We start from the raw sequence: 12226 nt of genomic DNA, 5'->3' as shown, positions 1-12226 counted from the left end.
TCATCCCCGGGGTGACGACGTCGCAGGGGTTCGGCCGTTAGCGTCGCGGGCGTGGTGCAGGAAACTGGGAAGCGGTCACTCGGGCTGTCCAAGCTCGCGATCTGCGGGCTCGCGCTGCTCGCCGTGCCGCGCGTCGTCGCGCACGACCTCGATCTGGTGGGTCCCGCGGTCAACGCGCTGCTCGTGTGGGTTCCGCTGGTGATCTGGGTGGCCGTGGTGCTGGTGAAGCGGGTGGAGAACCCGTTCCCGACGCTGCTCGCGGTCGGCCTGGTGTACGGGATCCTGCTCGCCATCGGTCACCAGGTGTTCTGGGAGCAGTCGTTCGACGACCCGCCCGCGCTCGGCGGCAACCTGGCCGGGGTGCTCTCCCCCGGTACGGAGACCGTGGTGCTGCGTGGCTTCGCGTTTCTCAGCAGCGTGGTGACGGGCACGGCGGTCGGTGCGGCCACCGGGGCCGTCGCGTGGCTGCTCTCCCGGCTCCGGCGTTCCTAGACGTCCGCGCAGGCGGTGCGGGCGGCGTCCATCGCCGTCCGGAAGTCCTCACCCCGGGTGTCCAGGTGGCGCTGGACGTGGTTGACCACGTCGCGCAGTGCCTCGTTCACCGGCTCGTAGGCGTCGTCCGCCTCGGCGGCCGCGCCGGCGAGGGCCGAGGCCGCCGACAGGCGGTAGAACCCGGTCAGGTCTGCCTCCAGGTCGACGTGGGGTGTGCGCGCCACGAGGTCGCACGCGGCCGTGGCGTCGGCCTGCGCTCCCTCGGCGTCGCCCGAGGAGCTGAGCAGCCAGCCCAGCCCCACGCCTCCTCCGCCGAGTAGGACGCCGACGAGCACGCCGAGCAGCAGGACGGGGAATCGCGGGGGTCGGGTCATGAGTTGGTGACGTCCTCCGAGTGAGCACGGTTCCGGGTCGCGCGCAGGCCGCGCCAGCCGATGACTCCGATGATCGTGCCCAGCACGAAGGACACGACGGCGAGCACCAGGTGCACCCAGAAGAACGGCGTCGGCGAGCCGTCCGCGGTGAAGGCGTTGTCGCTGTCCCAGAGGTTCCTGGCGAAGGTGATCCAGATGACCCAGGACCACACGCCGAAAGCCGTTAGAAAGAGTGACGTGCGGCGAGACATACGCATACCGCCCAGTATCTATCCCGGCCTCCCGGCTAGCCTGCACGGGTGCGCAGTGCTCTTCCCGTACGGGTTCTGATCGTCACCCTGCTGTCCGGTGTCCTCGCCTCGGCGGGGCTACCCGCACTGGCGCAGTCGCCGGTCGCACAGCAGGCGCAGTCGTGCCCGAACGAGCTGCTGCCCCCGCCTCCGGTGGACACCTCGGAGAAGCCACCGCCGGGGCAGCCGTCCCCGGCGCCGCTGCCGGTGCCCGACGAGCCGGCGGGCGGCGAGCGCATGGCCGAATGCGGCTACGTGGTGCCCCCGACCGCCCCGGCCCCGCCCGAGCCGGACACGGCGGCCTCGTGGCTGCTGCAGGACATGGACACCGGCGAGGTGCTCGCCGCGAAGGACCCGCACGGCCGCCAGCGGCCGGCGTCGCTCATCAAGACCCTGCTCGCGCTCGTGGTGATCGACGAGCTGTCCCCCGACCACGTCGTGGTGCCGACCGTCGAGGACGCCAGCCAGGAATGCACGTGCGTCGGGATCGTCGCGGGTTCCCGGTACACAGTGGACGATCTGCTGCACGCGCTGCTGATGCGCTCTGGCAACGACGTCGCGCACGCGCTCGGCACCGCGCTCGGCGGTGTGCCGACCGCGGTCGCCAAGATGAACTCGCTCGCGAAACGGCTCGGCGCCAAGGACACCCGCGCGGCCACACCGTCCGGTTTGGACGGACCAGGCATGATGACGTCGGCCTACGACATGAGCCTGATCTTCGGCTACGCCATGCGCCAGCCGGAGTACGCCGACGCGGTGGGCACGCAGCACATGGACTTCCCCGGCGGCACCGGCCGGCCGAGCTACCCGATCTACAACGACAACCAGCTGTGGGACGGCTACGAGGGCTTCCTCGGCGGCAAGACGGGCTTCACCGACGACTCGCGCCACACCTACGCCGGCGCCGCCGAGCGGGACGGCACCAGGATCTCCGTGATCATGCTGCGCGCCGAGCAGCGCCCGGTCCGCGTGTCGGAGCAGGCCCGGGCGCTGCTGGACTACGGCTTCACACTGGCCGCCTCCGGGGCCGACCCGGTGGGCCAGGTGACCGTTCCCGACCCGGCCGAGGTGCACGAGGCCGCCGCGAGCGAGCGCGACTCCGGCGACGTGTCGGCCGCGTCCTCGAGCGCCACGGATCCGTTCGGCACCACCGGCTGGATCGTCACGCTGATCGTGATCCTCATCGTGGCGGTCGGCCTGCTCATCGGTCACCGCAAGGGCCTGCTCCAGCGCCCGGAGTGACCCACGCGCCCCCTGGTCAGCCCGCCTGCAGTGAAGGCCACCTTCACTGCGTGGAATCAGCACAGCGGCGCGGAGCGCCTCCGCTTGGGTGGTGGGGGGAGACGGGTGGGCGCAGGCATGGTGGCCTTCACTGCGGTTGGCTGGAATGCGGTTGGGCGGGTCAGCCGCCGCGCGACTCGCAGCAGTTGTCCGTCGCCACGTCCTGTGCGGTGTGCTCGGTGTCCTCGGTCTCGCGGCGCGTCGGCAGGGTCTCGCTCGCCACGCTCCACAGCACCAGCGCGACGGCGGCCACAGCACCCGTGACGGCGAACGCCGCGCCGTACGACCAGCGTTCCGCGATCGCACCCGCCGCGAGCGGACCCACCACCGCGCCGACGTCGGCCGCCATCTGGAAGCCCGCGAGCACCGAGCCGCCTCGCGCCTTCGCTCCGAGGACGTCGGCGACCGCGGCGTTCTGCGAGGGGTTCAGTGCACCGGAGCCGACCCCGGCCACGAGTGAGGCCGTCAGGAAGATCCACGGGTCGTCGGTGAGGCCGAGGCCCACGGTGCCCACCACGAGCAGGGCGAGCCCCGCCACGGCGGGCGGCTTGCGGCCCCTGCGGTCGGCGTAGCGGCCCGCGAGCAGCAGCACCGCCGCGTTGGCGCCGGCGAACACGGCGAGCGCGAACCCGGTGAACGACTCGTCCTTGGCCAGCACGGCCGTGACGAACAGCGGCATGAGGGACATGCGCACGCCGAGCACCACCCAGCCGTTGGCCAGGTTCGACATGAGCGCCGCCCGGTACGTGGGGTGTCGAAGGGCCTGCCGGAAGGTCATCGCGGGCGAGCCGTCGTCGGCCTGCCGAGACGCCAGCGCCGAGTGCCGCAGCTGCCACCACACGAGCACCGTGGTGAGCACGAGCGCGAGACCATAGGCCAGGAACGGGGCCCGCAGCGAGACGGCGACGAGCCCGCTGCCGAGCACGGGGCCCGCGATGCCGCCCAGCAGGAAGCTCGTGCCCCACAGCCCGGAGGCCCGGCCCCGCAGGTGCACCGGCGAGATGCGGATGAGCAGGCCGATCGCGGAGACCGTGAACATCGTCGAGCCGACGCCGCTCGCGGAGCGGAACAGCAGCAGCTGCCAGTAGTCGGTGGCGAACGCGCACGCGATGGTGCCGACGGCGACGATCGAGAGCCCCCACAGATAGGTGGGGCGCTCACCGAACCGCGTCACCAGCCGCCCGCTCGCCGGCGCGAAGGCCAGCCGCACCAGTGCGAACGCGCTGACCACGAACGACGCCGCGGTCACCCCCACGTCGAAGCTCGCCGCGAAGTTGGGCAGTGCGGGCCCGATCAGTCCGTAGCCGATGGCGATGAGGAAGCTCGCCCCCACCAGGACGTAGATCTCCCTCGGCAGCTTCGTCTGTTCCGGCGTCGTCACCGTGTCGCTCACGCTCACCCCTTTACCTACACGGCGAGCTTAATTGAGCGGGACCACAACCAGCCCTCAGCGACGACGGCGGCCGAGCCAGCCGAGCAGCGCCCCGGCGCCGAACGCGCCCGCCGCGAGCCCGGCCCCCGCGCCGCGCTGCACCTGGACGTTCGGCCTGATCACCGCCGGTGGCGGCGGCGCGACCCTGCGGACGATGTTCTCCCGCGCGGTCGCCGTCCACGCCGTGACGAACAGCAGGAACCGGGAGACGAGGTTGGCGAACACCAGCAGACCGATGATCGGCCCGAACAGCGCCCCGCTCGGCGAGCTCGTGACGCTCGCCAGGTACACCGTGGCGACCTGCTTGAGCACCTCGAACCCGATGGCGGCGAGGAGGGCGCCCTTCACCGCACTGCGCACGCTCACCTTCTCCCTGGGCAGCTGAGAGATCACCCACAGGAAGACGAGCACGTTCGCGGCCAGGGCCAGCACGATCGTCGCCAGCCGCAGCAGGAAGCGGGCCCACGCGGCGTCGTCGAGGCCCACCAGTTCCAGGAGGAAGTTGCCGACACCGCCGCCGACCGCGGTCAGGCCGAAGGACACCGCGAGTGCCAGCCCGAGACCGGCGAGCGCGACGAGGTCCTTGAGCTTCGTCGACAGGAACGGCAGCTGCTTCTTCTCCTGACCCCACTGCGCGGTGAGTGCGTCGCGGAGGTTGGTCATCCAGCCCAGCCCCGAGTAGAACGCCAGCAGCAGACCGAGCACACCCACGCCGGCCCTGGAGTCGAGTGCGGCGTCGACGATCGTCGCGAGGAAGTCGCCGAGCCCCTCGGGCGCGGACGAGATGATCCCGTTCCTCAGCTCCTGCAACGCGGTCTCGTTGCCGGCGAGGATGAAACCCGCGACCGAGAACCCGACCATCAGCAGCGGGAACAGTGACAGCACCGAGAAGTACGTGATCGCGGCGGCGTAGTGATCGCCGTAGCGCTCGGAGAAGGCCTCGTTGGCTCTGATCACGTGGTCGAACCAGGGATACTTCCTGCGCAACCGCGGGAGCAGCTTGTCCTTTTCCGCCTTCTGTTCCGTCACGCGATGACGCTAACCAGGGGTAACGACCCCCGCAACGCGAACGCTCACGACCGATGCACCATCACCTCGGTGCCGGGCGTCAGCACAGCGAACAGTTCGTCGACGCGTCGTAGACCTGCGTCGTGAAGTCCACGACGACCGCGTGGCGCGTCTCGTCGTCGAGCGTGCCTGCGGCCTCGCGCACTTGGTAGCCCAGTGCCCGCAGGTCCCGCTGCACCTCCACGACCGACGGCGGTTCCGGGGCCTGCGTGACGAGCCGCGGGCGTTCTCCTCCTCGCCCCGCGACGCGGACCACGCGCACGCCAACCCGGCGGCCAGTGTGACGACGAGTGCGGTGCCCGCGAGCAGCGCGCGGCGCACCGGCTTTCCGTTCCCTCATGTCTTCAGCCACGGAGCCGGTGCGCCACGCGTTGCACGTCAGCTCGGCAGCAGGCTCCGGCCGTAGGTGGTGGTGCGCTGTCGGGAGGGGCGTCCGGCGAGGACGGCGAGGTGGTCGAGTTCGGCGACGGTCCGGGAGGAGCCGTGTTCGGAGCCGGCCATGCGGGAGATGGTTTCTTCCATGAGGGTGCCGCCGATGTCGTTCGCGCCGCCGCGCAGGATCTGGGCGGTGCCTTCGTCGCCGAGTTTGACCCAGGAGCACTGCACGTTGTCGATGCGGCCGTGCAGGGCGAGGCGGGCGAAGGCGTGCACGGCGCGGTTGTCGCGCACGGTGGGGCCGGGGCGGGCGACGCCGGCCAGGTAGATGGGGGCGTTGGTGTGCACGAACGGCAGCCCGACGAATTCGGTGAACCCACCGGTGTCGTCGGCGATGCGGGCGAGCACGCGCAGGTGGCCGAGCCAGTGGCCGGGGTGGTCGACGTGCCCGTACATCATCGTGCTCGAGGACTGGATGCCGAGCCGGTGCGCTGTGGTGACCACGTCGATCCACGTCTGCGCGGGCAGTTTGCCCTTGGTGAGCACCCAGCGGACGTCGTCGTCGAGGATCTCCGCGGCGGTGCCGGGGATGGAGCCCAGCCCGGCGTCGCGCAGTTCGGTGAGCCACTCGTGGACGCTGACGCCCGCTTTGGACGCGGCGGAGACGATCTCCATCGGGGAGAACGCGTGGACGTGCATGTCCGGCACCGCGGCCTTGATGGCGCGGACGATGTCGGCGTAGTAGCTGATGGGCAGTTTCGGGTCGATGCCGCCCTGCATGCAGACCTCGGTGGCCCCGGCCTGCGCCGCCTCGACGGCGCGGGTGGCGACCTCCGCGGTGGACAGGCGGTAGGCGTCGGCGTCGCGTTCGCGCTGGGCGAAGGCGCAGAAGCGGCAGCCGACATAGCAGACGTTGGAGAAGTTGATGTTGCGGTTGACGACGTAGGTGATGTCGTCGCCCACCACATCGGCGCGCAGCTCGTCGGCCAGCCGCGTCAGGGTCTCCAGCGCCGAGCCCTCGGCGGTGAGCAGCGCCATCGCCGCGGCGGTGTGGGCCTGCTCCAGCAGCGCGCCCGGGTAGTCCGCGGCCAGCCGCAGCCCTTCGCGCACGTCGGTGTCCAGCCGCCGCGGGGACGTGGGGACTTGCTCGCGCAGGATGTCCCAGTCGCCGTAGACGCTGTCGAAGTCGCCGCGCCGGTCCGCGGTGCGGCCCTCGGTGTCGATCGCGGTGTGCAGGTCGGCGCGGCCGACGGTGTCGAGGCCGCCGTCGGGCTCCTGCCAGCCGCGGCCTTCCACGACGGCGCCGGGGTCGCCGAGCCCGTCGTCGGTGGCCAGCGCGGTGACGTGCGGGTGCAGCCGGACGTCGATCCACTTCTCGGCGCTGCGCACGTACTTCGGGTAGACGGTGAGCCGCTCGCGCAGGGTGAACCCGGCCTGCCGCGTCCACCCGGCGAGCTCGTCGATCTGCGGCCACGGGCGCTCGGGGTTGACGTGGTCGGGTGTCACCGGCGAGACGCCGCCCCAGTCGTCGATACCGGCGCGCAGCACCAGGGCGTGCTCGTCACCGACGAGGTTCGGCGGCGCCTGCACGCTCACCCCTGGCGGCATGAGCAGGCGCGCCACGGCGATCGTCGCGGCCAGCTCCTGCAGGTCGGCGTCCGGTGCCGCGCGCATGGCGGTGTCCGGCTTGGCGCGGAAGTTCTGGACGATGATCTCCTGGATGTTGCGGTACTGCCGGGCGCGCTGGCGGATGGCATGCAGCGACTCGGCCCGCTCGGTCAGCGTCTCGCCGATGCCGACCAGGATGCCCGTGGTGAACGGCACTCCGACGCGCCCTGCGTCGTCCAGCACCCGCAGCCGCACCGCCGGTTCCTTGTCGGGGCTGCCGTAGTGCGGCATGCCCTTCTCCGACCACAACCGCTCCGCGGTCGTCTCCAGCATCATGCCCATGCTCGGCGCGACCGGCTTGAGCCGCTGCAGCTCCTCCCAGCTCAACACACCGGGATTGAGGTGCGGCAGCAGCCCGGTCTCCTCCAGCACCGCGATCGCGCACGCGCGCACGTAGTCCACAGTGGAGTCATAGCCGCGCTCGTCAAGCCACCGCCTCGCCTCCGGCCAGCGATCCTCCGGCCGGTCTCCCAGCGTGAACAACGCCTCCTTGCAGCCCGCCGCCGCCCCCGCGCGAGCGATCTCCAGCACCTCGTCCCGTTCGAGGTAGAGCGAGTGCAGCTTGCCGGGGACGGTCACGAACGTGCAGTAGTGACAGCGGTCCCGGCAGAGCCGGGTCAACGGGATGAACACCTTGCGGCTGTAGGTGACGATGCCCGACCTGCCCTGGTCGGCGAGGTGGGCGTCGCGGACCCGGCTCGCCGCGGTCAGCAGCGACTCCAGGTCCTCTCCCCGGGCGTGCAACAGCACCGCGGACTCGGTGACGTCCAGTGCGACGCCGTCCGTGGCGCGCTTGAGTGCGCGACGCAGCGCGGAGGACGAGGGCGACGGCTCGGGCGGCGCGATCGACACGGGTTCAGGCATGAACCCGAGACTAGGCGCGCCCCGACCTGATCGTTAAGCCCTTTGACTGTGAGTGATTACTCGCCTGCGCGGGAATAAACCGCGGCCTCGGCGGGAGCGGGTACCGGCTCGACGGGGACGACCGCCGCGGCGCGGGCCTTGCGGCGCTGCCGGACGACACCCGCGGTCATGCCCAGGATGCCCAGGACGACGGCGACCAGGCCCACCGGCCCGAGCAACCCGAAGGTCATCGCGTTGGGCTCGGCCTGCGCTGCGGACGCGCTGCCGGCACCCGCGACGAGCAGGCTTGCCGGAACGCCGGTGAGGACAGCCGCGTAGGCGAGTACGCGCGCCGCCGGGCGGGCCGGCTCACTGTCTGGGTTGCGCACCGGAGTGCCTCCCGAGTCGAGACTGCCATTCCTGCGTCGCTCACCCTAAAGAGTGAGTGTTGCCGCGAAGAAAACTACCGAGAGTGTCAACCCTGGTGATCTTCGTGCACGCCCGGCAGAGACTAGCGACCCACAGGGGCTAACCCGCGACGGGGTCGGGGTTGTGGTGACCCGGCTCAACCCACCCTCGGCGTTCGCCCTCGTCAATCAGGGTGCGGGCGACGGCACCCAGCTCGGCGGACGCCTCGCCGACGCACGCCTTCCGGCTCCGCACCGTGTCGGCCGTGACCCCGGGCGTCCGCCAGGTGCCGCCCTTCGCGAGCCAGTTCAGCAGCAACGGCTGCAGGCGGTCCATCGCCTTCGCGAACCGGGCCTCCGGCGTGGCGCGGGCCTCGAACTCGTCCCACCACGCGCGCAGGCGCCGGGCCTGGTCGTCGGGCAGCAGCCCGAACAGCGCGTCGGCGGCCTCCCGCTCGCGTTGTTCCTGCGTGAGCCGGCCCTCGTCGTCGTAGAGGGGCGTGTCGCCCGCGTAGATCTCCACGAGATCGTGCACCACCACCAGCTCGACGGTGTGCCCCACGTCGATCGGCTCGTTGGCGTACTCGGCGAGGACCGTGACCATCAACGCGAGGTGCCACGAGTGCTCGGCGTCGTTCTCGCGCCGCGGCGCGGCGGCGAGCGGCGACTGGCGGAGCACGGTCTTGAGCTTGTCGACCTCGGCGAGGAAGGTCAGCTGCTCCACCAGCCTGGACGGCAGGCCGTCCGGCAGCGGGTTGGCGTCGAGCAGGGGTCGGTCGGCGGGAGTCGGCACGGCGCCGAGCCTGGCAGCCCGGCGGCCCGGCGGCAAACGGCTTTCAGCTGAGCCGGCGCAGGGTCCGTTCCAGACCCGGCAACTTCTCTCCGAGCTCCCGACTCGGCTGTTCGCTGACCCGCCGCCGCCCTAGCTCGGCCATTCCCAGTCGAAGGTCGCCGTCACCGGGGCATGATCGGACCAGCGCTGGTCGTAGGTCTCCGCGCGCTCCACCACCACCGACGTGCACCGCTGCGCGAGCCCAGGCGTCGCCACGAGGTAGTCGATCCGCCAGCGGATCGAACCGGTCTCACAAACCGCTGGAAGAATGCCCTACTGCGCCGCCAACAGCCGCCGCAGGACATTGGTCAGCACCGGAAGCCGTTCAGTGAGCACTTGCCAGACCAGTGCATCGTCAACAGTCGCGTAGCCGTGGATCAGGATGTTGCGGAAAGCAACGATGCGCCCGAGATCAGGCACTTGCGCGGCGAGTTCGGTATTGACCTTGGAAAGCTGGTTCAGAGCCTCGCCGATGATCTCAAGCTGGCGCTCAACAGCGGATCGGAGCTTGGCGTCACTCTGATAACTGACGAAGTCCTCACCCTTGCTGAACTCGCTCAACAGATCTGCTGCTTGGAGCGCGTCCCACAGGTAGACCCGGGCGTCACGCCGCATAGAGGAGTTCCCTGCTGTCGAGGACTTGCTGTTTGAAATAGGGGTTGCGGATGCTGGTGGCGCTCACGACGTCAACCGGACGACCGAGGATTCGTTCCAGCCCTTCCCGCAGGCTGAAGTATGCGTCGAAATAGTCGAATCCAGGCCCCCCTGCGAACTCGACGAGGACATCCACATCACTGGTCTCGGCGTTGAAGGACTCACCAACCGCCGAGCCGAACACGTCGAGGCGGCGCACCGAGAGCGCGCGGCACAGCTCCTCGATGTCGTGCCGCTTCATCTCTACCAGCTCATGCACGTAGCCACCTCCCGCACCGATTCTGCCCGATGCGCGATGGGTTCTCACGGCCAGTCGAAGGTCGCCGTCACCGGGGCATGATCGGACCAGCGCTGGTCGTAGGTCTCCGCGCGCTCCACCACCACCGACGTGCACCGCTGCGCGAGCCCAGGCGTCGCCACGAGGTAGTCGATCCGCCAGCCCGAGTCGTTGTCGAACGCCTTGCCGCGGTAGGACCACCACGTGTAAGGGCCGGGGCCCTCCGGGTCGAGCTCGCGCTGCAGGTCGACGTAGCCCGCCTCGCCGAACACGCGGCCCATCCACTCGCGTTCCTCCGGCAGGAAGCCCGAGTTCTTACGGTTGCCCTTCCAGTTCTTGAGGTCGATCTCGGCGTGCGCGATGTTCCAGTCGCCCACCACCAGCACCTCACGTCCGGACGCCTCGGCCTTGCCGCGCAGCTCGACGAGGTAGGGCAGGAACGCCGCCATGAAGCGTTCCTTCTCCTCCTGCCGCTCGGTGCCGACGTCGCCGCTCGGCAGGTACAGGCTCGCCACCACCAGGCCGGGCAGGTGCATCTCGACGTAGCGCCCGCTGTCCTCGAACTCCGCCTCGCCGAAGCCGACGCGCACCGACTCCGGCTCCACCCGGCTGTAGAGGCACACCCCGTTGCGGCCCTTGATCGAGCACGCCGCGTGCGCGGTGTGCCAGCCGTCGGGCTCGCGCAGCTGTGCGGACAGGCTCTCGGCGTCGGCGCGCACCTCCTGGCAGGCGACGACATCGGCACCGGTGGCCGCGAACCACTCGGTGAAGCCCTTCTTGGCGGCGGCCCGCAGGCCGTTGACGTTCACGGTCGAGACAGTCAGCACGCCCGGCAGGCTACCGGCGGGCCCCGACATCGGCGCCGCCGGCAACTCGGCTACGGCACCGCCCGCGCGTCACTTCCGGAACGCGGTGCGGTAGGCCGTCGGGCTCACACCCGCGGCTCGCGTGAAGTGCCTGCGCAGCGTGGTGGCGGTTCCCATTCCACACGCCGACGCGATCTTCTCGATGGAGGCGTCCGTGCGTTCCAGCAGCTCCCGTGCCCTGGCGATGCGCTGCTGGTGCAGCCACGCGAGCGGCGCAGAGCCGGTCTCGGCACGCATCCTGCGGGCGAGCTGCCGGGTGCTGAGCGCCGCCTGGTCGGCCAGGTCCTGGATCGTGAGCGCCTGGTCGAGGCGCGCACGGGCCCAGTCGAGAGCGGTCCTGAGGCGGTCGGTCACCTCGGGATCCCGTGGGGGATCGACGAACTGCGCCTGGCCGCCGGGGCGGTGCGCGGGGACGACCAGGCGCCGGGCGAGTGCGTTCGCCGCGGTGGCGCCGCGACCCGGCTCGTGGTCGAGGACGGACGGCTCGTCCCCGTGCCCGAGACCGCTGCCGTGCGCGACTGGGAGTTCCCCTCACCGCTCGGGTCGCGGACGGTGATCGGCAACCCGTTCAGTGAGGTGATCACCCTGGCCCGGCACCTGAACGCCTCGGCCGTCCACACCTACCTGGCGACGGCCGCGCTGGACGACCTCCGCGATGCCGGGACGCCCGCGCCGAGCGCGGTCGACGAGACCGGCCGCTCCGCGCAGCGGTTCGCCATCGAGGTGGTGGTGCGCAGGGGAACGGCGGAGCGGCGTGCGTCGGCGGCCGGGCAGGACATCTACGCCGTCACGGCGCCCCTCGTCGCCGAGGCCGTGGAGCGGCTGCTGGACGGGCGAGCGGGGATCCGGGGCGCGGCCGCGCCGGGCGAGACGTTCGACGCGGGGGACTTCCTGGCGGCGCTCAGCCCGGAGCACCTCACGCTGAACCGTTGGCCGGCCCCTTAGCCGCAGTCGGCGCCGTCGACGGGCTCGAGGAACTCGTCGGCGGCCCAGCGGTTCTCGGCCAGCTGCCGGAAGCCGTTCTGCACGGTGGTGGACGCGTCGGCTTCCGCGTTCTGCCGGTACTTGCCCACGATCTCGGCGTCGAGGCCCGGCGCGGCACGCACGTTGAGGATGTCGGCGGTCACCGTGACCCGGCACTCCGAGGACGAGCCACCTTCGGCGCCGGAGGACTGCTGGTCCGAGCCGAGCGCGAAGATGACGACCACACCCACCAGCAGGCCCAGCATGATCAGCGTCTTCTTCGGTATCCCGAGTACCACGCGCACTCCTTGCCGACGGCGACAGGCACTGCTCGCAGAGTAAGGGCAGCCTGGCCCCCGAAAACAGCCCCCGGCGGCGCAATCCACTCGCGTGCGCCATCGCCG

General features: G+C 70.9%; 16 protein-coding genes and 1 pseudogene. 3 read left to right on the top strand and 14 right to left on the bottom strand.

All coding sequences use genetic code 11. The features are described 5' to 3' along the window. The first annotated feature begins 51 nt into the window (after window positions 1-51). Window positions 52-492, top strand: a complete 441-nt coding sequence (locus BA062_RS05780; protein ID WP_210406766.1) for a hypothetical protein — start codon at window positions 52-54, stop codon at window positions 490-492. Here the strand turns inward: BA062_RS05780 and BA062_RS05775 are convergent. Together BA062_RS05775 and BA062_RS05770 are read right to left on the bottom strand one after the other, a co-directional pair. After that, window positions 489-866: a hypothetical protein gene (locus tag BA062_RS05775; protein ID WP_110334944.1), complete on the bottom strand. Its 378-nt coding sequence runs from the start codon at window positions 864-866 to the stop codon at window positions 489-491. The two genes, BA062_RS05780 and BA062_RS05775, sit on opposite strands and share 4 nt — an antisense overlap. Next, complete coding sequence (locus BA062_RS05770; protein ID WP_110334943.1) at window positions 863-1123, bottom strand: SCO4848 family membrane protein; 261 nt, start codon at window positions 1121-1123, stop codon at window positions 863-865. The genes BA062_RS05775 and BA062_RS05770 overlap by 4 nt, the downstream gene beginning before the upstream one ends. Window positions 1124-1165: 42 nt before the next feature. Here BA062_RS05770 and BA062_RS05765 point away from each other — a divergent pair, with 42 nt between their 5' ends. Further along, the gene (locus BA062_RS05765; protein ID WP_110334942.1) at window positions 1166-2398 is read left to right on the top strand and encodes a D-alanyl-D-alanine carboxypeptidase family protein; all 1233 of its coding nucleotides are present in this window, start codon (window positions 1166-1168) and stop codon (window positions 2396-2398) included. Between the two features lie 160 nt (window positions 2399-2558). On the opposite strand, the gene BA062_RS05760 is transcribed toward BA062_RS05765, so the two are convergent. From BA062_RS05760 to BA062_RS05715, 11 genes and pseudogenes are all read right to left on the bottom strand, one after another. Further along, a complete protein-coding gene (locus BA062_RS05760; RefSeq protein ID WP_110335051.1) occupies window positions 2559-3830 on the bottom strand; it encodes an MFS transporter in 1272 nt (423 codons plus the stop codon). 54 nt (window positions 3831-3884) lie between these two features. Next, window positions 3885-4898: an inner membrane protein YhjD gene (gene yhjD, locus BA062_RS05755; RefSeq protein ID WP_110334941.1), complete on the bottom strand. Its 1014-nt coding sequence runs from the start codon at window positions 4896-4898 to the stop codon at window positions 3885-3887. 79 nt (window positions 4899-4977) lie between these two features. Continuing rightward, window positions 4978-5199 (bottom strand): peptidoglycan-binding protein, encoded by a 222-nt coding sequence (locus BA062_RS39490; protein WP_146240003.1) that lies wholly within the window; start codon window positions 5197-5199, stop codon window positions 4978-4980. 116 nt (window positions 5200-5315) lie between these two features. Further along, window positions 5316-7844, bottom strand: a complete 2529-nt coding sequence (locus BA062_RS05750; RefSeq protein ID WP_110334940.1) for a bifunctional FO biosynthesis protein CofGH — start codon at window positions 7842-7844, stop codon at window positions 5316-5318. Window positions 7845-7900: 56 nt separating this feature from the next. Next, the gene (locus BA062_RS05745; protein WP_245959683.1) at window positions 7901-8212 is read right to left on the bottom strand and encodes a hypothetical protein; all 312 of its coding nucleotides are present in this window, start codon (window positions 8210-8212) and stop codon (window positions 7901-7903) included. 139 nt (window positions 8213-8351) lie between these two features. Next, complete coding sequence (locus BA062_RS05740) at window positions 8352-9023, bottom strand: HD domain-containing protein (protein WP_110335050.1); 672 nt, start codon at window positions 9021-9023, stop codon at window positions 8352-8354. 129 nt (window positions 9024-9152) lie between these two features. Further along, window positions 9153-9296: pseudogene (locus BA062_RS05735) on the bottom strand (exodeoxyribonuclease III); the annotation flags it as partial. A gap of 39 nt (window positions 9297-9335) precedes the next feature. Then, the gene (locus BA062_RS05730) at window positions 9336-9677 is read right to left on the bottom strand and encodes a HepT-like ribonuclease domain-containing protein (protein ID WP_110334939.1); all 342 of its coding nucleotides are present in this window, start codon (window positions 9675-9677) and stop codon (window positions 9336-9338) included. Beyond that, window positions 9667-9975 carry a nucleotidyltransferase family protein gene (locus BA062_RS05725; RefSeq protein WP_110334938.1) on the bottom strand — a complete coding sequence of 103 codons (309 nt, stop codon included), beginning with the start codon at window positions 9973-9975 and terminating at the stop codon, window positions 9667-9669. The genes BA062_RS05730 and BA062_RS05725 overlap by 11 nt, the downstream gene beginning before the upstream one ends. A gap of 44 nt (window positions 9976-10019) precedes the next feature. Then, the gene (locus tag BA062_RS05720; protein WP_110335049.1) at window positions 10020-10820 is read right to left on the bottom strand and encodes an exodeoxyribonuclease III; all 801 of its coding nucleotides are present in this window, start codon (window positions 10818-10820) and stop codon (window positions 10020-10022) included. 69 nt (window positions 10821-10889) lie between these two features. Beyond that, a complete protein-coding gene (locus tag BA062_RS05715) occupies window positions 10890-11213 on the bottom strand; it encodes a helix-turn-helix domain-containing protein (RefSeq protein WP_245959682.1) in 324 nt (107 codons plus the stop codon). A gap of 48 nt (window positions 11214-11261) precedes the next feature. Here BA062_RS05715 and BA062_RS05710 point away from each other — a divergent pair, with 48 nt between their 5' ends. Continuing rightward, window positions 11262-11804: a saccharopine dehydrogenase family protein gene (locus tag BA062_RS05710; protein WP_110334936.1), complete on the top strand. Its 543-nt coding sequence runs from the start codon at window positions 11262-11264 to the stop codon at window positions 11802-11804. On the opposite strand, the gene BA062_RS05705 is transcribed toward BA062_RS05710, so the two are convergent. Next, complete coding sequence (locus tag BA062_RS05705) at window positions 11801-12121, bottom strand: SH3 domain-containing protein (RefSeq protein WP_210406765.1); 321 nt, start codon at window positions 12119-12121, stop codon at window positions 11801-11803. The two genes, BA062_RS05710 and BA062_RS05705, sit on opposite strands and share 4 nt — an antisense overlap. Window positions 12122-12226 lie beyond the last annotated feature (105 nt).

The organism is Prauserella flavalba (genome assembly GCF_003202235.1).
Lineage (GTDB): Bacteria > Actinomycetota > Actinomycetes > Mycobacteriales > Pseudonocardiaceae > Prauserella_A > Prauserella_A flavalba.
Note: the sequence above shows the minus strand (reverse complement) of the source record. Positions and strands in the feature narration are given on the sequence as shown.

What these genes read in the sequence shown, in the direction of transcription:
- BA062_RS05730 (WP_110334939.1), bottom strand. Translation starts at nt 9,677, where the DNA reads ATGCGGCGTGACGCCCGGGTCTACCTGTGGGACGCGCTCCAAGCAGCA.
- BA062_RS05750 (WP_110334940.1), bottom strand. Translation starts at nt 7,844, where the DNA reads ATGCCTGAACCCGTGTCGATCGCGCCGCCCGAGCCGTCGCCCTCGTCC.
- BA062_RS05770 (WP_110334943.1), bottom strand. Translation starts at nt 1,123, where the DNA reads ATGCGTATGTCTCGCCGCACGTCACTCTTTCTAACGGCTTTCGGCGTG.
- BA062_RS05775 (WP_110334944.1), bottom strand. Translation starts at nt 866, where the DNA reads ATGACCCGACCCCCGCGATTCCCCGTCCTGCTGCTCGGCGTGCTCGTC.